General features: G+C 41.4%; 19 protein-coding genes. 16 read left to right on the forward strand and 3 right to left on the reverse strand.

Annotation, left to right across the window (positions count from 1 at the left end; translation table 11 throughout):
- Positions 1–162: 162 nt before the first annotated feature.
- The 11 genes from ACXAHI_RS16570 (at position 163) to ACXAHI_RS16620 (ending at position 14216) form a co-directional block, all read left to right on the forward strand.
- Positions 163–3399, forward strand: a complete 3237-nt coding sequence (locus ACXAHI_RS16570; protein ID WP_474849731.1) for a DEAD/DEAH box helicase — start codon at positions 163–165, stop codon at positions 3397–3399.
- A 104-nt stretch (positions 3400–3503) separates the two neighbouring features.
- Complete coding sequence (locus tag ACXAHI_RS16575) at positions 3504–3788, forward strand: HNH endonuclease (protein ID WP_474849733.1); 285 nt, start codon at positions 3504–3506, stop codon at positions 3786–3788.
- 174 nt (positions 3789–3962) lie between these two features.
- Positions 3963–5522, forward strand: coding sequence for a glycine betaine uptake BCCT transporter (locus ACXAHI_RS16580; protein WP_474849735.1), 1560 nt, complete (start codon positions 3963–3965; stop codon positions 5520–5522).
- A 143-nt stretch (positions 5523–5665) separates the two neighbouring features.
- Entirely contained in the window at positions 5666–6376 is a 711-nt protein-coding gene (locus tag ACXAHI_RS16585; protein ID WP_474849738.1) for an NAD-dependent deacylase, read from the forward strand.
- Between the two features lie 145 nt (positions 6377–6521).
- Positions 6522–7118: an LOG family protein gene (locus ACXAHI_RS16590; RefSeq protein WP_474849741.1), complete on the forward strand. Its 597-nt coding sequence runs from the start codon at positions 6522–6524 to the stop codon at positions 7116–7118.
- 197 nt (positions 7119–7315) lie between these two features.
- Positions 7316–8881: a fatty acid--CoA ligase gene (locus ACXAHI_RS16595; RefSeq protein ID WP_474849743.1), complete on the forward strand. Its 1566-nt coding sequence runs from the start codon at positions 7316–7318 to the stop codon at positions 8879–8881.
- A gap of 158 nt (positions 8882–9039) precedes the next feature.
- Positions 9040–10281 carry a DHH family phosphoesterase gene (locus ACXAHI_RS16600; RefSeq protein ID WP_474849745.1) on the forward strand — a complete coding sequence of 414 codons (1242 nt, stop codon included), beginning with the start codon at positions 9040–9042 and terminating at the stop codon, positions 10279–10281.
- A gap of 276 nt (positions 10282–10557) precedes the next feature.
- Entirely contained in the window at positions 10558–11223 is a 666-nt protein-coding gene (gene yknW, locus ACXAHI_RS16605; RefSeq protein WP_474849747.1) for a YknW family membrane protein, read from the forward strand.
- A 4-nt stretch (positions 11224–11227) separates the two neighbouring features.
- Complete coding sequence (locus tag ACXAHI_RS16610) at positions 11228–12346, forward strand: efflux RND transporter periplasmic adaptor subunit (protein WP_474849749.1); 1119 nt, start codon at positions 11228–11230, stop codon at positions 12344–12346.
- Positions 12343–13032, forward strand: coding sequence for an ABC transporter ATP-binding protein (locus tag ACXAHI_RS16615; protein WP_474849751.1), 690 nt, complete (start codon positions 12343–12345; stop codon positions 13030–13032). Before ACXAHI_RS16610 ends, ACXAHI_RS16615 begins: the two co-directional genes overlap by 4 nt.
- The gene (locus tag ACXAHI_RS16620) at positions 13029–14216 is read left to right on the forward strand and encodes an ABC transporter permease (RefSeq protein WP_474849753.1); all 1188 of its coding nucleotides are present in this window, start codon (positions 13029–13031) and stop codon (positions 14214–14216) included. Before ACXAHI_RS16615 ends, ACXAHI_RS16620 begins: the two co-directional genes overlap by 4 nt.
- A 100-nt stretch (positions 14217–14316) precedes the next feature.
- Here ACXAHI_RS16620 and recQ read toward each other — a convergent pair whose 3' ends face one another.
- Positions 14317–16395, reverse strand: a complete 2079-nt coding sequence (gene recQ / locus ACXAHI_RS16625; protein ID WP_474849755.1) for a DNA helicase RecQ — start codon at positions 16393–16395, stop codon at positions 14317–14319.
- 147 nt (positions 16396–16542) lie between these two features.
- Between recQ and ACXAHI_RS16630 the strand changes: the two genes are divergently transcribed.
- The 4 genes from ACXAHI_RS16630 (at position 16543) to ACXAHI_RS16645 (ending at position 18405) form a co-directional block, all read left to right on the forward strand.
- Positions 16543–17238 (forward strand): DUF421 domain-containing protein, encoded by a 696-nt coding sequence (locus ACXAHI_RS16630; RefSeq protein ID WP_474849757.1) that lies wholly within the window; start codon positions 16543–16545, stop codon positions 17236–17238.
- A gap of 17 nt (positions 17239–17255) precedes the next feature.
- Positions 17256–17429 (forward strand): Fur-regulated basic protein FbpA, encoded by a 174-nt coding sequence (fbpA, locus tag ACXAHI_RS16635; protein WP_474849759.1) that lies wholly within the window; start codon positions 17256–17258, stop codon positions 17427–17429.
- 182 nt (positions 17430–17611) lie between these two features.
- The gene (locus ACXAHI_RS16640; RefSeq protein WP_270181488.1) at positions 17612–17803 is read left to right on the forward strand and encodes an aspartyl-phosphate phosphatase Spo0E family protein; all 192 of its coding nucleotides are present in this window, start codon (positions 17612–17614) and stop codon (positions 17801–17803) included.
- A 359-nt stretch (positions 17804–18162) separates the two neighbouring features.
- Positions 18163–18405, forward strand: coding sequence for a type B 50S ribosomal protein L31 (locus ACXAHI_RS16645; RefSeq protein WP_270181489.1), 243 nt, complete (start codon positions 18163–18165; stop codon positions 18403–18405).
- A 34-nt stretch (positions 18406–18439) separates the two neighbouring features.
- Here the strand turns inward: ACXAHI_RS16645 and ACXAHI_RS16650 are convergent, their stop codons facing one another.
- Positions 18440–18916 carry a sigma-70 family RNA polymerase sigma factor gene (locus ACXAHI_RS16650; protein ID WP_474849761.1) on the reverse strand — a complete coding sequence of 159 codons (477 nt, stop codon included), beginning with the start codon at positions 18914–18916 and terminating at the stop codon, positions 18440–18442.
- Positions 18917–19513: 597 nt separating this feature from the next.
- On the opposite strand from ACXAHI_RS16650, the gene ACXAHI_RS16655 reads away from it, so the two are divergent.
- Entirely contained in the window at positions 19514–20347 is an 834-nt protein-coding gene (locus ACXAHI_RS16655) for an STAS domain-containing protein (protein WP_474849763.1), read from the forward strand.
- Here ACXAHI_RS16655 and ACXAHI_RS16660 read toward each other — a convergent pair.
- A complete protein-coding gene (locus ACXAHI_RS16660) occupies positions 20342–20677 on the reverse strand; it encodes a hypothetical protein (protein ID WP_474849765.1) in 336 nt (111 codons plus the stop codon). The two genes, ACXAHI_RS16655 and ACXAHI_RS16660, sit on opposite strands and share 6 nt — an antisense overlap.
- Between the last annotated feature and the right edge of the window lie 60 nt (positions 20678–20737).

The following is a 20737-nucleotide window of genomic DNA, read 5'->3' on the forward strand; positions in this document are numbered from 1 at the left end:
TTCTCCTTTTTTGCATGTCTCTAATTAAATACATGTCCCAAAGTAGAAAAATAGAAGTGATGCTTGAAAAAATATCTGAACAATCGGTTAAGATTTTGTGGAATGCACAGAAGATTGTATAATGAAGGGTACTACTACGCTGAGAATTGATGTGATATCGAGATGAACCAATACTCAATGTTTACGAAGAGTGAAATAAAAGAACGGTTTCCTGTGAGCTTCTATCAAAGAGGCCTCACTTACTATCAGGACGGTCGCGTTCATGTTCTAAACTATGATACAGAGAAAAAATCGTATAAGGCACACGTACACGGAACGGATGATTATGAAGTTGTGATCGAGCTTTTGAGCGATAACTGGTTCGGCTCGTGCGAATGTGCCGCATTCGATACGTATGGAACGTGTAAGCATATCGCGGCTGTTCTAATCGCGATCAGCGACTCTCATCCACCGGATCAAGAAAAGAAGAAAGAAAAAAGCACTGCGCCACCCAAGAACTACGATGAAACAGATCAGTTGATCCGGGCTTTGAGCGACTATGATGTGGATTTATCAGATATCCCTTCATCCAAAAAAGATCGCCTGCAGGTGGAGTTTACGATTAAAGGAACCTCCTATCCATCGCTTAGACGATCGAGGGGAGATGCCCCGTGGACGATCGAGATGAAAATAGGGGTGGACCGCTTATATATCGTGAAGGATATCCGGGCATTTCTAGATGCTGTGCTAGCTGAAGAGTCGCTATATTTTACTAAGAAATTCAGTTATGAGCCTCATGAACAGGAATTCGATGAGCGGGATTACCCCTTTATTGAACTGTTGCTAGCTGTTCGAAGTAACGAGAAAGTGTATTTAAGCATTCCGGATAACTGGGGGAGGTTTACAGATAACAGAGAGTTGATCCTTCCTCCATTGACAGCTAACGAGTTTTTAGAAGAGCTTTATAAACAGGACCGTTCGCTACGTTTTGAATACAATCGTGAATTATTTGAAGGCGTTACGCTTTATAAAGATAAGCATCCTTTCGACTTTGGTGTTGAGCAAGTAGAGTCTGACTATGTTTTACACTTGAATGGGTTTGAAGAAGCTGCTGTATTCGGAACATACGGATGGGTGTTTCACGATGAATCGCTTTACAAAGTGAGCCAAAGGCAGCAGAAACTTTTAAGAGAGTTAGCCCCCTTCCGAAATTCAGCTGCAAGTTCTGTATCCATTTCTGGTGACCAGATCGAACCGTTTTTATCCCAAGTCGTCCCACGTTTAAAGAAACTAGGAGACGTCACATTGTCAGAAGATATTTCAGAAAAGATCGAAAGTCCAGCGCTTCGAGCAAAGGTCTATGTGAATGCAGAGGGTGAGCGCCTGCTTGTTAACGTCACGTACAAATATGGTGAAGATCGAATCGATCCGTTCGACAGCGCTTCACGAATTGAGAACAAGGATGGAGGAATCATCCTAAGAGATAGTGAAAAAGAACAGCAGATCATGGCGCTAATCGAGCAAGCATCTTTAAAATTCAATGGCCGTGAACTGTACGTAGACGATGAAGCATTAATCTTTGATTTTCTATATTGGACGCTTCCTCGGCTTGACGAACTTGCAGAAGTTCTTTTAACAGATTCTGCAAAGAAATGGCTGCTTGATGAAGAGTCTGTTCCGGTCACATCTGTTGACGTTGATGGAACCGGGACATGGCTCGATGTTAGTTTTGATATGAAGGGCATCGATGAGGGTGAAATCTCAAATGTACTGAAAGCGATGATCGAAAGAAAACGGTATTATCGTCTTGAGAACGGTTCGTTCGTTTCGATCGAAGATGAAGATTTCCAGCATGTTGGAAAGCTATTGGACGAATTGAACATTAAAGAAAGTGAAATCAGCCGCGGAGATCTCAAGCTTCCACTTTATCGAGGCTTGCAGATCGATGAAACGATGGGGAAAGAGAAGCGAAGCTCTCGTTATGGCAAAGCTTTTCGTGAACTGTTATCGAGACTGAAACATCCTGAAGACCTTCAGTTCAGCTTGCCAGATGGACTAGATGCTGAATTGCGTTCCTATCAACTGACGGGTTTTCAGTGGTTGAAGGCACTCGGATATTATCATTTAGGCGGTATTCTTGCTGACGATATGGGGCTAGGAAAAACGCTGCAAAGCATCTCCTATCTGCTTTCTGAGAAGAAAGAGAATCCGAATGCAAAAGCACTTGTCATCGCACCTGCTTCGCTCATCTATAACTGGAAGAAAGAATTTGAGAAATTTGCACCAGGTATGGACGTAGCAGTTAATGCCGGCGCTCCTCCTGAACGTAGAGAATTGTTGTCTCAATCGGAGCCCGATGTGTGGATTACATCTTATCCGACGTTAAGGCAAGATATTTCTCAATATGAAGCGATGGAATTTGATTCAGTGATTTTAGATGAAGCGCAGGCGATTAAGAATCCTGCTACGAAAACGTCCCAAGCCGTTAGGCAGTTGAGAGCAAGAAAAAGGTTTGCGCTTAGTGGTACGCCGATCGAAAATTCACTAGATGAACTGTGGGCATTATTCCATTCGATCATGCCTGGATTCTTTCCAGACTTAAGTTCTTTTAAAAAGCTACCGCATGAACAGATATCTAGAATGGTTCGTCCATTCATCTTGAGACGTGTGAAGCAGGATGTATTGAAAGAACTTCCAGACAAAATCGAGACTGTTCAAGTTTCTGAATTAACAAAGCAGCAAAAAGAACTTTATCTCGGTTACTTGCACAGAATTCAGCAGGAAACAAAGGAGAGTTTAAGAGGAGAAGGTTTCCAACGCAACCGAATGAAGATTCTTGCAGGGCTGACAAGACTACGTCAACTTTGCTGTCACCCCTCATTGTTTCTTGAAAATTATGATGGGTATTCAGGTAAGCTAGAACAGCTCATGGATATCGTAGCGACGTCTATTCAAAACAAGCAGAGAATTTTGATCTTCTCTCAATTTGCAAGCATGCTACGCATCATTCAGGATCATCTTACGGACGCAGGTCACGAAGTGTTTTATTTAGATGGTCAAACACCATCTAAAGAGCGAGTTGAGATGACGGAACGATTCAACGACGGTGAAAAAGAGATCTTTCTTATTTCGTTAAAAGCTGGAGGAACTGGACTCAACTTAACAGGTGCAGACACCGTTATCTTATATGACCTGTGGTGGAACCCAGCGGTTGAAGAGCAGGCAGCTGGAAGAGCACATCGAATCGGTCAGAAGAAAGTCGTTCAAGTTCTGAGATTAATCACGCAAGGAACGATTGAGGAGAAAATATATGAGCTCCAGCAAAAGAAAAAAGAGTTGATTCAAAAAGTCATACAGCCTGGTGAAACGATGATCTCGAGCCTTTCTGAGGACGAAATCAAAGAGATTTTAAGTATATAGCGCAAGAAGCCTTCCGAAACATCGGAAGGCTTTTTTCTTTTCATTAAGTGGTATACCTAATAGCAAAGAACAAATAATAACGAAGAGTTAAGGGGTGGTTAGGAATGGAATGCGAACTGTGCGGACGAAAAGGAGTATCTAGTACGGTTCATCATTTAACACCAAAAGAAGAGGGAGGGACCTTTGGACCAACTGCAAATTTATGTGCTGCATGTCACAAGCAAATTCATGCGTTATACACGAATCAAGAATTAGCAATAAGACTTAACACGATAAAAAAACTAAAAGAGGACGACCAAATTCGACGGTTTTTAAAGTGGATCAAGAAACAGCCACCTACAAAACGAGTCAAAGTGTCGAAATCCAACGAAAAAAATAGAAAAAAATAGTCCCGCTATAGACCCTATTATAATAGGGTTTTTAGTAAATAGTGGGTAAAAGAGATCGCCTTAACTTAAAATTCGGTGTTTCGACCTATTTTGTAGTGGTATAGATAGATAGAGGTAAAAACGTACTATATTCTGTATTAAACAGAAAAATTAAATGAAGTTGAGGTGACTACTGTGACAGGAAAAATTTCATCAGTGTTTTGGAGTACGCTGGTTATCAGTTTATTGATGGTCGTATGGGGATCGATTTCTCCTGGCAGTCTCGAGTCCATGTCGGCCAGTGCTCAATCGTTTATTTCCAGTAAGTTTGGCTGGTACTACTTAATCTTAGTAACGCTTCTTGTCATTTTTTGTGTGTTTATCATTTTTACACCGTACGGAAAGATCAAACTTGGTAAGCCGGATGAAAAGCCGGAGTTTACAACTCTAAGCTGGTTTGCCATGCTGTTCAGTGCTGGTATGGGGATCGGACTTGTTTTCTGGGGAGCAGCAGAACCGATCTATCATTATGCTGTGAATGCTCCAACAGCTGAAACAGGGACACCAGCAGCAGTAAAGGAATCGATGCAGTACGTATACTTCCACTGGGGAGTTCATGCTTGGGCTATCTATGCGATCGTTGCACTCGTGCTCGCTTATTTTAAGTTTAGACATGATAAGCCAGGGTTGATCAGTGCGACACTTTACCCGATCTTCGGTGATCGCGTGAACGGTTTGCTTGGTAAAGTAATTGATACATTAGCTGTTTTTGCTACAATCGTCGGGGTAGCAACAACACTTGGTTTTGGTGCAGTACAAATTAATGGTGGACTTTCTTACTTAACAGGCATTCCTAACAATTTTACCTCTCAGTTGATTATCATTGCCGTCGTTACTGTGCTATTTATGATTTCAGCATGGACAGGAATCAGTAAAGGAATCAAGTACTTAAGTAATGCGAACATTGGACTTGCTGGATTTTTATTCCTTGCGATGTTCATTTTAGGACCAACGATTTACATTTTGAACATGTTTACAGATACAATTGGATCATACTTAACAAACCTATTAGCAATGAGTTTCCGCATTGCTCCACTTAACCCTGAGAATAGAGAGTGGATCAACAACTGGACCATCTTCTACTGGGCATGGTGGATTTCGTGGTCACCGTTCGTTGGAATCTTCATCGCACGAGTTTCTCGCGGAAGATCCATCAGAGAATTTCTTGTTGGGGTACTGTTAGTTCCATCTGTCGTAGGGTTCCTTTGGTTCTCAACCTTTGGTGTTTCTGCGATTAACCTTCAGCAAAATGGAACGGCAGATATCGCGTCACTTGCGACAGAAGAAGCGCTATTCGGAACGTTTCAGAACTATCCGTTTGGTGTAGTACTTTCCATCGTAGCAATTACACTAATCGGAACGTTCTTCGTAACCTCAGCAGACTCTGCAACATTTGTTCTTGGAATGCAGACAACGTACGGGTCATTAAATCCTGGCACAAGTGTGAAGCTCACATGGGGAATAACACAGTCAGCTATGGCGGCAGTGTTGCTTTACAGTGGTGGATTACAAGCACTGCAGAATGTACTCATACTCGCAGCGATGCCGTTTTCGGTGATCATGATTCTCATGACCGTATCCTTCTATAAAGCGATAACGAAAGAGAAACATCTTGTTGCCAAAAGTCCTAAACCAAAAAAGGAAAAGAAGCGAGATAAAAATGTTTCAGAAGACCCATCACCTGCAAAATCGTAACATGTGACAAAAAAACAATGAGGCACACTCGCCTCATTGTTTTTTATATTACAAAGAAATAACAAAATATTGGGAAAAAGGTTTGAATCATTGAAAATATGTGAATGGTTAATTATTCGTACTTCTAAGGCAGGTGAATGATAATGCTTGCAAAATGGTTTTATGAAGCAAAACATACTGTTGTACTGACAGGTGCTGGGATGAGCACTGAGAGTGGCTTAGCTGATTTTAGGTCGGCACTCGATGGCATGTGGAATGAGTATGATCCATTGCTCTTTGCTAGTCGGGATGCCATGACATATGAACGCGATCTGTTCGTCCGTTTTTATAAAAATCGAATTGAGAAATTACAATCTGCAAAACCTCATGAAGGCTATTATTATTTATCAGAATGGGAGAAAAGCGGTCATATTAGCTCGATACTAACTCAAAATGTTGATGGTTTTCACAAAAAAGCTGGTAGTAAAAACGTCGCAGAAATGCACGGCACATTATGTGAGGTGTATTGTGACGATTGTGGTGAATCGTTTGAAAACGCTCATTTCTTAAACGATGATAATCTATGCGAATGTGGCGGATTTAAACGACCAGGAGTGGTGTTGTTCGGAGAGCCGTTGCCCATGAGTGCAATACATTTAGCGAAGCAAGAAACTAGAAAAGCGGATCTTTTCATCGTGCTAGGTTCATCCTTAAGTGTTTCACCAGCAAACTTGTTTCCAGTAGAAGCAAAGCGCCATGGAGCTAAAGTAATCATCGTTAACGATGAAGAAACAAAGTATGACTCGATGGCTGATCTCGTGATCAATCGAAAAATTAAAGACGTATTAACAGAGCTAGCAGAAGAGAAAGGGTAATAGAATGACTGCCATCGTTGGCAGTCTTTTATTATGAATTTATTAGCCATCACTTCTTTTTGTGAGTATTTCCTCTATTTTTCTGTCATATAAAATAGTACGATTACGATACAGTTGGGAAAATCTTACGAAAGGGGCGCTGTGAATGACGAACTTAAATCGTGTTACTGTATTTTGTGGTTCTAGTGAGAATGTAGACAGGCTCTACTATGAGGCTGTAGAAAAACTTGGAGAACAATTAGCACGCCAGGGAATAGAAGTTATTTATGGCGGTGGAAACGTAGGGCTTATGGGTGCATTAGCTCGTACGGTGATTAAACACGGTGGGAAAGTAACTGGCATCATTCCTAGAAAAATCTATGATAACGTTGCACACATAGAGCTATCGGAACTGATCATCGTAGAAACGATGCATGAACGGAAAGCAAAAATGTACGATCACGGTGATGCGTTCCTTGCACTGCCCGGTGGAATCGGTACATTAGAAGAGCTAACAGAAATATTCACCTGGTATCAGCTCGAATATCACAACAAGCCTATCGCCTTATTAAACACAAAAAATTACTACGCACCTTATCATTCGATGCTAGATCACATGGTAAGCGAAGGCTTCCTCGCGAAACAATATATGGAGCCGCTCCTTTCACACGAAGACCCCGTTCAATTACTAGAAATGATCAAGCATCATAACGTGCCTAAAATGAACAAGTGGAGTCAGGAAGACCTGACCGATCGAATATAACTAGTGAGACTGTCGATAGTTGACAGTCTTTTTTATTTGGAAACTTGATACCTCTCTAGTCTTAGGTCTCGTTAGACTTTATTCATCAGAATTTTCAGATATAAAAAGGGTTTTTAGTAAAGTTATGGAACTATACACAGTGGATACATACATACGAGACCAATCATCGTCACACTATTTGAATGAGGAGGATGTACATGTACGTAACGATCGGTTCTCTATTTATGCAAACGGTAAGAAAGTTCGGTCCAAAGGAAGCTCTTGTCGATAAGACAAAAGGGATACGGTGGACATATGAACAATGGAATGTCGAAGTGAATCGAGTGTCGAATGCGCTTTTGGATGCAGGTGTTAAAAAGGGTGACCGTGTTTCTACACTGCTATTTAATAATACGGAGCTTGCTTGTTTGTTTTTCGCATGTGCAAAGATCGGAGCGATTCTTAATCCGATCAACTTTAGGTTGAAACCAAATGAAGTCGCTTACATTTTGGAAGACGCTGAGCCTTCAGTAGTGGTTTATGAAAAGATGCTTGAACCTGTGATAGCAGCTGTGCAAGAGAATTTTCCTAACGTCTCGTTCTGGTTAACAGAAGGAGAGCCACAAGCGTTTTCTGAAAGCTATGAAAAGCTTGTTCGTCTTTCGTCTGTAGAAGAGCCGACGATTGAGGTAGACGAAAACGATACGTATGCCATCATGTATACGAGTGGAACTACAGGAAGACCTAAAGGAGTCCTTCATAAGCATAGAAGCATGGTCGAGCAAAGCTTGATTTGTGGAGCTAGTCTCCATATGAAGGATCATGATATTGGACTTGTCGCTGCTCCGATGTTTCATTGTGCTGAACTACATTGTAATTTCTTGCCTCGTGTGCATTTTGGAGCGGTTAACGTCATCCTTCATCACTTCGAACCAAAGAAAGTGTTAGAAACGATTCAAGAAGAAAAAGTAAGCATCTTCTTTGGTGCACCTACGATGTGGAACATGATCCTTCAAGAAGACCTTGCTTTGTATGATATTAGCAGCCTTCGAATAGGGCTATATGGTGCTGCGCCTATGGCACCGGCGATGGTGAAGATCATTAAAGAACGACTCGGTATCAATCTTCTTCAGGCTTATGGCATGACAGAGATGGGACCTGCAGTGACGTTCCTTGATCAGCATGAACAGTTATCAAAAGTTGGTTCAGCTGGGCGAGCCGCGATCAACCATGAAGTACGAGTCGTGCGCCCGTCTGAAGATGGACCATCAGATCCAGAAGCTATTCTTCCACCGGGAGAAGTAGGAGAAATCATCGTGAAGGGACCATGTATGATGATCGGCTACTTCAACCGTCCTGATGCGACAGAACAGGCTCTTTATAAAGGATGGTACCACTCTGGAGACCTCGGCTATATGGACGCTGAAGGCTATCTATACGTGTCCGACCGAGTAGATGATATGGTGATTTCTGGTGGAGAGAACGTGTACCCAAGAGAGATCGAGGACGTTTTGCATGCACATGATGGTGTCTTAGATGTAGCGGTCCTTGGGCAGCCAGATGAAAAGTGGGGCGAAATTGTAACGGCGATCGTCGTGAAAAAAGACGCATCGATCAGTGAAGAAGACCTTGATCGTCACTGTCAAGAAAGTCCTAACTTAGCGACTTATAAGAGACCAAGGAAATACATTTTTGTTGATGAACTACCGAGGAATGCAAGTGGGAAGATTCAAAAGTTCATGCTCCGTGAACGCTTTGAAACAAAATCTAACGCACCATCCTAACCACCTGTTGTGTCATAAACCGTTCAGATGTATAATTTAACGGGTTGTCAGGTTGTCAGAAAAAGCGAGCTACCGTGCTCGCTTTTTTTTATGAGGTGGATTTTCGTAATGATTTTAAACGCCACGCACATACTAACGTGGAATAGGAGGAGTGGGCGATGATAAAACTTTTTACAGATAGTGACCTAGATGGATCAGCATGTGCACTCATTGCAGAACTTGCTTTCGAGAAAAGTGCTGACATTACACATTGTACATATCGAAATTTAAATGAACGCGTAGAATCTTTTTTAGAGAAAAACGATGAAAGTCCACTTTTTATTACAGACCTTTCTGTGAACGAAGAGATCGAACAACTATTAGAAAAACGTTTTCAAGAGGGAAAACATGTACAAATGATCGATCATCATGCGAGCGCAATGCATTTTAACGAGTACGAATGGGGATATGTAGAGCCTGGTGATGACAAAAAAACGTGCGCAGCTACGTTGTTTTATCAATACTTAGTAAACCGTGAAAAGATTGAGCGAAGTGAGGGATTAGAGCATTTCCTAGAACTCGTACGTAAATATGATACGTGGGAATGGGAAGAAGACAATGATACGGATGCGAAACGCCTGAACGACTTGTTTTCGATCCTAGGGAGAGAAACGTTCAAAGCAGAAATGATAAGACGTTTGACTCGTGATCCGGACTCATTTTCATTGAGCGAATCAGAAGAAATGATTCTCGATTTAGAGGAGCGAAAGATCAGTCGCTACATTCATAAGAAGAACTTTCAAATTGTACAAACGTTCATAGACGAATATTGCGTAGGAATGGTTCATGCTGAATCTTATCATTCTGAATTAGGAAATGAACTGAACAAACGCCATCCACATCTCGACCTCATCACGATCATCAACATTGGAAGCAAACGTCTTGGTTTTCGAACGATTCATGATGAAGTGGATGTTTCCGAGTTTGCCGGTCGATTCGGAGGCGGTGGCCATCCAAAAGCTTCTGGATGCGAACTAACAGAAGAAACATTCGAAGTCTTTATCGCAAAACCATTTCAATTAAAGCCGTTGAAAAGCGACGCTGATCGTAATCGTCTAAACCAAAGAGATGGTGAAAGTGGTTCATTCTATGAAAATCATGAAGGTGACATCATATTCATTCGCCAAGTCGATGAGACATTTGAGGTAATAAGACAAGGTGAAGTGGAAGACTGCACGTTCCATACGTTCGATGACGCAGAACGATACGTTAAGAGACAGTATCACGCTTGGTTAAGGTCAGATGAGCGTGTGGTGGAGGATCTTACAAGAGTACTACCTCTTTCAAAAGAACAGCTTTTCGAACGCTACGATGAACTATTAACTGTGCTAAATCATCAGAAGGAAGACGCTCTTAGCTGAGCGTCTTTTTTTACATGAACTGAATATCTACGCCATCATACGATGAAGCAATCATTTAGAAAGGGGAAGCATCTCATGAAAAAAGTTCTTTCCGTCACGCTATTAAGTGTTGCTGGATTTATTATCAACGCGGTCAGGAAGTATGAACGTGTTTTAAAAGATGCTGAATATGAGAAATAACGAAGGAAAATCAAAACAATTTTTTATAATTTTTGGGAACCTTTCAAAATCCTTGTGCGTATATACAGGTGAGTAAATTAGAAAGGTTGTGACGAGATGAACGAAAACTCAACAAATCCATCAATCCTAGGGATGATCTTTAGCCCAGGTGAACAATTTGAAAGGATTCGCGAAAAGCCAAAGGTATGGATACCACTTCTGATCGTAGTGCTCGCTTCACTTTTTGCGGGTTGGTTGATGGTAATGAGCCCTGACTTTGAACAAGAAATAATGGCTGGTAACATGAACGGCGCAGAAGGTATGGAAGGCATGCTGACTTTCATTAAGCTATCCACAGCGATTTCGATCGGTCTCTCCCCATTATTCGGTGTATTGATCGGAAGCTTTATTTACTGGTTGATTTCAAAAGCTACACCCTCTGAAGTGACATTCAAGCAGTTATTTTCTATGAACTTATTCATTACTTTTGTTGGTGCGATCGGACTTTTATTGAACGGTGGTTTGATGGCATTACTAGGTGGATCGATCGATTCGATGTATACGAGTATCGGTAGTTTAGTAAATGCAGACGGAGCTGCAGGCGGCATCTTGAATGGTCTTGAAATCTTTGGAATCTGGACAACAATTTTAACGGCGATCGGTCTTAGAATTACAGCAGGATGGCCAAAAGCACTTGCATGGATTATTCCAATCATCTTCTTCTTAATCGGTATCGGCTTCGCAGCAATCGGTTCGATGGTGAACGGAATGGCAGGTATGTAATCACATGAAGAAGAAGGTTTGGATTTCAATAGCAGTAGTAGCAGTATTAGCTCTGATAATAGGATTTAACGTATATCAAACGTCAGCTAGTAAATCAGCTGAGGTTGAAACAGGAACATTAGAAAGTGAAAACATCAATACGACGGTAATGACTCCTGGGACATTGACTCTCGCAAATGAAAGTCTTTTGTTTGAAGACCCATCGAAAGGTGAACTAACTACGGTTCATGTAGAAGAGGGAGACGCTGTTAAGAAGGGTGATAAGGTATTAACGTACGAGAATCCTGATCTAAAGATGGAGAAAGAGCAAAACGATATTAACATCGAATCGCTCTACCTTCGCATTAATTCACTAGACAAACAAAAAACGAGGTTACAAGACAAAGAAGATGAACTTGCAGACGACGTAGGAAGAGAAGAAGCAGAAGAAACGATGGAAGCTGAGCTCGACCAAATACAAATGGATATTCGCATGGCAAATCTTGACCTTCGTCAAGCGTTGCTACAGCGTGATCGTCTGAAAGAACGCATGTCTGAATTAACGGTGACGAGCGAAATCGACGGTATCGTGATTGAAGTGAACGAAACTAGCTCGCCAACTACTCAGGGTGAAAAGCCTCTCATTCGACTCGGGAGTATGAACGATCTAGTAGTTAAAGGGAAGCTTTCTGAATACGACACGTTGAGCATCGAGGATGGACAGAGTGTAACACTTACGTCTGATGCGGTTCCGGATCAGGAATGGAAAGGAAAAGTTTCTGAAGTCGCTTATTTACCGGAAACCACTGCAACAGACAGCGGATCTTCTGCCGTTCAGTTCCCTGTCACCGTTACAATCGATGATGGGCAAAAGCTTAACCTGAAACCGGGCTTTCAAATGATTGTAGAAATCGAAACCGAATCACATCAAGCGATGACGCTGCCGTTTAGTTCAGTCCTTCAGGACGGTGATGATCAGTATGTCTACGCTGTTGAAGGTGGAAAAGCTGTTCGAAAGGACATTAAAACGGGATCTTCTACCGCTGAACGAATTGAAGTAACAAGCGGCGTTACGAAGGATGATCAAGTTGTCATCGACCCTCCTGGTAAACTTAAGGATGGGATGGATGTGAGTGTTAAATGATCCAACTAGAAAAAATCGTCAAAAGCTACTCGCTAGGTAAAGAAACGGTCGAAGTATTAAAAGGGATTTCCGTAGATATTGAAAAAGGTGAGTTCGTTGCGATTATGGGGCCTTCTGGTTCAGGAAAATCAACGTTGATGAATATCATCGGATGCTTAGACCGTCCGACATCAGGATCTTATTATTTAGAAGGAGAAGATGTATCAAAACACGCTGACCCTGAACTTGCAAAGGTCCGTAATAAATCGATCGGATTTGTTTTTCAGCAGTTTCAGCTTCTGCCGAGGTTGACCGCTTTAAAGAATGTAGAACTTCCAATGGTCTATGCAGGGGCTTCGAAGAAAGAGCGTGAAGAACGCGCTAGTGATTCATTGACGCGCGTCGGACTTAGAGATCGAATGGGGCATCTTCCAAACGAATTATCCGGTGGGCAGAAGCAGCGTGTCGCGATTGCAAGAGCGCTTGTTAATGATCCATCTCTTATTCTTGCGGATGAGCCTACAGGTGCCCTCGATACGGCTACGAGTGTCGCGATTATGGAACTTTTCGTCGAACTGAACAAGGAAGGAACTACGATCATCGTCGTAACACATGAACCAGAAGTAGCAGCGTATGCGAATCGTGTGATCTACGTTCGAGATGGCTTACTCGGTAAACAGCCTACGACTGGAGGGTACCCTTCATGAGTCTCTTAGAAAATATTAAGATGGCTCTGATGTCCGTTAAGGCACATAAGATGCGTTCGATTTTGACGATGCTCGGCATCATCATCGGTGTAGCCGCTGTCATTGTCGTCGTTGCGATCGGTCAGGGTGGCGAAGCGATGCTAAAGTCTCAAATCGCTGGAGATGGAAATACGATCGAAGTATTTTATCAGCCATCAGAAGAAGAGATGCAGCGTGGTGACTGGGAGCAAAACCCATTTACAAACGATGATATCAGAGAGCTTGAAAAGATTGAAAAAGTAACGAAAGTCGTAGCATCGACTTCAGAATACTCCACTGTTCGGCTTCGGGAAGAATCGACCGATACATCGATCATCGGCATCAACCAGGCGTACATGGACGTCAATAAGCTTGATATTGAAGAAGGACGTGGGTTTACTTCCGCTGATTTCCTTGGTGGTAGAAGAGTGACGGTAGTGAGTGCTGCAATGAAGGAAGAGCTTTTTGAAGGAAAATCGCCTATCGGAGAAATCATTCGCGTAGGTGTTCAGCCGGTGGAAATCATCGGTGTACTTGAAAAGCCTACTGGATTATTCGCATTTGGATCTGTCGATACGTATCTCCCATGGTCTGCAATGCGGAACATGTTTGGAACGAACAGTTATAGTCAGGTAACGTTGCAAGTAGGAGATACGGATGACCTTAAGCCGACAGGTGAACAGGCAACAGAAGTTTTGAATCGCTTGCATGATACTGAGGATTCCTATCAAGTGATGAACATGGAGGAAATCGCTGCAGGAATCGGTCAGGTCACGACAATCATGACGACGATCATCGGGAGTATTGCTGGTATCTCTCTGCTCGTTGGAGGAATCGGAGTCATGAACATCATGCTCGTTTCAGTCACGGAGCGAACAAGAGAAATCGGGATAAGAAAATCACTCGGGGCAACGAGACAGCAAATTCTGCTACAGTTTCTCGTGGAGTCGATCATCTTGACGTTGATCGGTGGCACGATCGGCATCTTGCTAGGTGCAGGTACGGCATACCTCGTATCGTTCTTTGCCAACTGGCCATCGCTCATTTCATGGCAAGTTGTCGTAGGAGCTCTCGTGTTCTCGATGCTGATCGGTATCGTCTTTGGCATTTTACCAGCAAACAAAGCGTCTCGACTCGATCCGATCGATTCGTTACGTTATGAATAAAGTAATGAGAGGGAAGAGCAGAGGTGCTCTTCCTTTACCTTTTAATGTTATTTCTAAGGTGTTTGGAAAAAAGAGGAAGAGCGAATCGCTCTTCCTCTTTTTAATTCGTGACTTTTCTCTTTTTCGTTAAGACTGCTTTAATTTGTGTATAGGTAATTTCTTCTGGCAGTGCTTCTTTCAATGGCTTGAGTTTCTCTACTCCAATTCGATCTGCTTCATTCAAGATGAGCTCTTCCGTTTCAGGAGCTACTAATCGATCGATTTCAAGCAAACCTTCTTCAAATGCTTTTAAAAGGTGAGCTTCGACGGTTGATTCACTTAGTCCTCTCGAAGCAGCAATCATCGGAATCTCTTTTCCATCTTGAAAAAGTTCGAACGTTGCGAGGTGGCTAGGCTTATCATCTTGATGACGAGAAGAGAGAGAGTTTAATAGGTCAAGAAATGCTTTTCCGTATTTTTCAAACTTCATTTCTCCAACACCTTTGACCTTAAGCATCTCATCACGTGACGTAGGAAGCACGTCGCTTAATTCTCTTAACGTACTATCAGCGAAAACGACGTACGGTGGAACACCGTCTTGGTCAGCGATTTGTTTCCTGAGCGTTCTAAGCTTTTCAAATAGCTCATCGTTTCCTTCGATTGCTTCTGGCTTTCTCGCTACTTTCTTATGGATAGTCGTTTCTCCTTTAAGCACGGGCAAGGTTTTCTCTTGGAGAATGAGTGTAGGGTATTTACTATCTGTTAAGTTGATGAATTGCTCAGCAGTGAGAAAATCAATCATATCGATGATGTCCTGTTGAGTTCGACGTGCAAGGAGACCGAACGTGGTAACTTGATCAAGCTGAAGTTCTTTTATTCGTTTTGATCTAGAGCCTTTTAAAATCTGTGCGATGATTGTTTTCCCAAATCGTTCGTTCACTCTCTTGATCGTAGAGAAGATCATTTGTGCTTCTTTCGTAATATCCATCGCTTCACGCTCGTCAACACAGTTGCTGCATTTGTCGCAGCGATAGTTCGGACGTTCATCACCGAAATAGTGTAGGATGGCACCTTGAAGACATTGTTCAGTATGGCAGTAATCCACCATCGCTTTTAATTTAGCAAGATCCGCTGACTTTCTTTCAGGGTCATGCTGGTTTTCTTGAATGAGGAATTTCTGAATATGAATGTCTCCAGGTGAAAATAAAAGAAAACAGTCACTTTCCTCCCCGTCTCTTCCCGCACGGCCTGCTTCTTGGTAATAAGATTCCATGTTCTTAGGAAGGTTATGGTGAATAACAAACCGAACGTTCGATTTATCAATTCCCATACCAAAGGCGTTCGTAGCAACCATTACCACGATATCATCGAACAAGAATGCTTCTTGGGCCGCTTTGCGCTCTGTTTCTGATAATCCAGCGTGGTATTTACCAACTTTTATTCCGAGCTTCTGAAGTGAAGAAAATAGCTGATCCGCTTCCTTTCTGGTAGCGGTGTAAATGATGCCGGATTGAGAAGCGTTCTTTTTAAGGTAAGAGGTAATAAAGCTTTTTTTCTTTTCTCCTTTTACAACAGAAAAATGAAGGTTCTCTCGCTCAAAGCCCGAGATAAACGTCTCTTCTTCATTAATGTTAAGGATGCGCTGAATGTCATGTACGACTTCTGGAGTAGCAGTCGCAGTTAACGCAATGATCGGCGTGCGTTCAGAGAAAGCGTCCATCATGTGGCTGATCTTCATATAGCTAGGGCGGAAATCATGTCCCCATTGAGAGATACAGTGTGCTTCATCAACTGCGATTAAGGAAACCGACGTTCGTTTCAATAACTGCTGGAAAGAAGGTGCTTCTAATCGTTCAGGTGCGATATAAAGAAGTTTTACCTCACCGTATTCTGCTTCTTGCATTGTCGCTCGTATTTCTGTTTCTGTTAGAGAACTGTTTATATAAGCAGCATCGATACCATATCCAGATAGGGCATCTACCTGATCTTTCATCAAAGAAATCAACGGTGAAATCACAATCGTTAACCCATCGTTCATAAGAGCTGGGATTTGATAACAGATCGATTTACCTCCACCTGTTGGCATGATTCCTAGCGTATTTTGCTTTGAAAGGATACTTTTGATGATGTTTGATTGACCGGATCGGAACTCATCATATCCAAAATAATGTTTCAGCTGATTTTTTGCTTGATCGAGCATGGTATCTTCCTTTCTGTCAGATCGGACAACTTTAATCTTATCGTACACCATGGTAGCTGTACAGGACACATAAATTCCAATTCAGTTATGCAAACTAGTAGAAAATGTTAATGAGATGTTTCAAGTTGAAAAAAAGGGGAAAATGAGATGAGTGATTGGTTAGAGATCGTTGGAAGGTCATTTTTTACACTGATCGTCTTATTTTTATTAACAAAGTTTCTTGGTAAAAAGCAGCTATCAAAACTGTCTTATTTTGAATACATTGTCGGAATCATTATCGGTGATATCGCAGGTACGTTGACGATGAGTAAAGAAGCTAATCTGTTCAACGGAATGACGAGTCTGTTTATTTGGGCAGGAGCATCTGTCGTGATCAGTATCATCTCGCTAAAAAACAAAAAGTTTCGTGATATCGTTGAAGGGAAAGCAACCGTGTTCATCAAGGATGGAAAGATCCTTGAAAACAACTTAAAGAAGGAGCGCATTTCTACAGATGAGCTTTTAGAGATGTTACGTAAGAAAGACGTTTTTTCAGCGAGTGAAGTTGAGTTTGCATTACTAGAAGCAGACGGAGAGCTCAGCATCCTCTTGAAACGAGACTATCGTCCGGTACGGCCGTCCGAATTATGGCTTCACCTTCCTGAAGAAAAGGAGCCGAAGTCATTGATAATGGATGGAGACGTCATGACAGAGGTGCTTAATAATATCGGAAAATCGAAAGAATGGTTACATGCAAAACTTAAGGAGAAAGAAGTCAGCATAGATGAGGTCTATTTAGCGCAATTGCACTCGGATGGAAGGCTGACACTTGATTATTTCGATGATGGTAAACCTGAAACCTAGTAGTTGGAGGAATGAACGTGGCAAAGATTACACGCTCGAAAGATGAGCTTATCTCCCTTTTATTAGAAAAGGGGATATACAAGATTAAGCATAAGCAATTATACGAATGTTCTACTACAGAATTATTTTATTACTACTTGTCGCTTACTAAAGAAACGCTTCAGGTATTAAATTCTAAAGTTAGTTCTTAACAGCTTCTCAATTAGAAGCTGTTTTTTATTTCAAAAATATGGTCGTAAATTGGAAGTTTGTGCGAATGAATGTATAGAGATTAATCACAGCAGGAGTTTTTGTCTAGTTTTGACGAAAGGGTTCACAAGGTGAGTGAAAATTTGGATAATAGAGTTTGTACAAATTGAAGGAGGGACCTGGATTGTTGTATGTTGACTATGATGCTAGGGAAGTTTTGCTTGATTGGATAAAACGTAAACAGGAGGAAATGATAGAGATAGGGGTAAAAAAAGGAATTTCGCATGAGGAAACGTTACAGTGTAGTCAAGAGTTAGATAGTTTGTTAACGTCTTATCAAAGATTTCAGTTTCAACAAAAAGAAGCAGTTCGATAGATCTCGGTTCTTCTATTCATCAAGACGCGTTACACACAATCACTTCTACTTCTAGAGCTACGTCGCTCAACAACCTCCACGATAATCTTATCATAACTATTCCATTGAATCTCTATCGATTTTTTCATACGGTTTTTTTAAGATGCTGTCGTCCGTATGTACGAGTTGATAAGGTCGTTACATAACATAAAATAAATTTTTATTGAAAATCTGTGATTCAATGTTTGAACAAATTGCTCAAAGATTATATACTAGGAAGGACGGGTTTTGAACTCATCGTATGTTGAAGTCAAAATCTCTTAAGTTATACCCTTCATTTAAACGTAAATGATGATTCGATCGATAAAGGAGGTCTACTAATGAAGCAAGGAATTCATCCTGAATACCAAAAAGTTGTTTTTCTAGATGTAAGTAGCGGATTTAAGTTTCTAACTGGTTCTACTCAAGGATCAAACGAAACAATCGAGTGGGAAGACGGTAACGAATATCCACTAATCAAAGTTGATATCAGTTCTGAGTCTCACCCGTTCTACACTGGTCAGCAGCGCTTTAACGATGCTGGTGGTCGTGTTGAGAAGTTCAAGAAGAAATACAACCGCTAAGCATGAAAACACCCCGTGTCCACGGGGTGTTTTTTTATTGTAGTGCTTTCCTCAATTTCATGATCGCACGCTTTCGCCACGATTTTACCGCTTCAACCGTCACACCTTCTATCAGTGCAATGTCGCTAACGGAAAGTTCTTCGACAAGTGATCGTTTTATCCACTTCCTCTGATTCGACGTTAATATAGAAAGATACTCGGACAATTCATACTCAAAGCGAACGGAAGTTTCGACAGAAGGAAACTCAGTGATATCATCAGAGCTAACGAATCGGGTAGAACGGGTTGCTTCTCTTCTTATATCATCGATCAATGCCCCTCGTATTTTTACATAAGCAAAGGTTGAGAAACTGCCTTTTGATGCTTCATACCGAGTAGCACACTCCCATAAAGCGATCATAGCGATCTGTTCATAGTAGGCATAGTTTTTCGTAAGACGCAGTTTAGCAATCTGACTCTTTATGAGAGGCGTGTATTGCGTAACGAGCATTTCGAATTCATGATCTTCCACCTATACTTCTCCAGTGAGGGTGCACCCTTTTCAAATTCCGTCGGTAAGGCAACTTTAGTGTATTTTAATTCGTACTTCACCTTAGTAAACAGAATGTTTGATCGAGATAAAGGTTTCAAATGGCATGTTTCGCCGAAGCAAATGAGGAGTATAGGGGCAGTAGAAGAGTTCAAATAAGTCGTTTATGTCTATTTTTAAACAAAAAAAAACGACCTTTTGGAAGATCGCTCAGAGTGTCCTATGCTTTTCTGTAGCAGAGCTGTGCTTTAACACCTTTCCCTTGAAGATCGCGTACGATTCGTCGTAGTTCCTCTTTCGTTAATAGTTTTTCTTTTAGCATGTGGCACCTCCGGGAGAATGTATGATACAGGGCAAGAGCCATTGGCTTCGAATTATCATGTCAAAATACTGTTTCCCTTTGCTTTGAAATACTAAACGTATCGATATGAATAAACTCTCCACCTTATACTATTCCACTTTAATAAGCTAATACCTTTTAAAAAAATGGCATATTCTTCATGATAGTAAAGTGTATAAAATAAAAAAAGGGGGAATCAATGTATTAACAATAAATTCTAAAAAATAGGAGAAGAGATCATGAACAAAGTTGAACGAAGATATGTAGATTTCTTCCAAGACCACATAGGAGAAATCGGCGAAAAGTGGATCGCAAGACTTCATTTGCTTGTAAATGAAAATGAGGCGACTGATACGGGAGTTATCAATGATGCAGAACTTAAAAAAGAAATCGAAGCGTTTTGCTCAGATTTTGTACGTCAAATGATTTTCCTTGAATCTAATGAACGCGATGTTATGCAGTGGGCGAGTCGAATCGTAGAGATTTTTGTGAACCATACGTTTTCTTTGCAACAGTCTGTTGCGAGTCTTACGTATTTAAGACAGATTCTCTGGGACGTTATGGTTGAATTTAGTCAAGAAACAACAGAAAACATTCAAGCAAGCCAACTGGCTGAATGGGGCAGCTTCATGAACAAGTCCTTTGACCTTCTTCTTCACAAAGTGACGGTTTATACGAATCAGCTTAATGAAGAAAGGATGAATGCACAGGATACGAAAATTTCAGAATTGAGCGTTCCGATCATACCGCTATCAAAAAACGTTGCCGTCCTTCCATTAATTGGGACGATCGATACGTACCGTGCGTCTTTAATTCAACGAAGAGGGATTGAGAAAAGTGCTGAGCTTGGTCTTTCTCACTTAGTAATCGACTTATCCGGCGTCCCGATCATGGACACGATGGTCGCGAATGAAATCTTTCAGTTGATTAAAATCCTAGAGCTATCAGGTATCGATGCAACGGTTACAGGAATTCGACCAGAGATTGCACAAACAACGGTGAGCTTGGGGCTGGATTTTGATCGCGTTAAAACATACGCCCATTTGCACCAAGCCATACATGAAATTTTATAATGAAAAGGTAAGATAGCCACTTAAGTGTTCGTAGTTACCGTGCTTTAATAAGAAAATGGCTAAGATGTATTTATGATAGCGCTTAAGGGTCGATTTATTAAATAAATAGTGCTGCACAAGTTCTCGATATGGCAGCTTTCGTGTTTGAATGACACGGTCTGAAAGCTTAGGAAGTTCGATCAGCTTGTATGCCACACCTTTGCACCAGTTTCGTACAGATGGTTCTACAGGTGTATGAACACTTAACTGTTGAAAAGAAATTCGATATTGTTTCAAATGTTCCTGATAACGAATGATTTCATTTTTGAATAAACCGTTTTCTTGCATCATACCCATCCCTCCTTACCACGTTTCATCAATCTTGTACTATGCGAAGATTATAAGGCTAAG

The organism is Anaerobacillus sp. ABD4_527 (genome assembly GCF_056160805.1).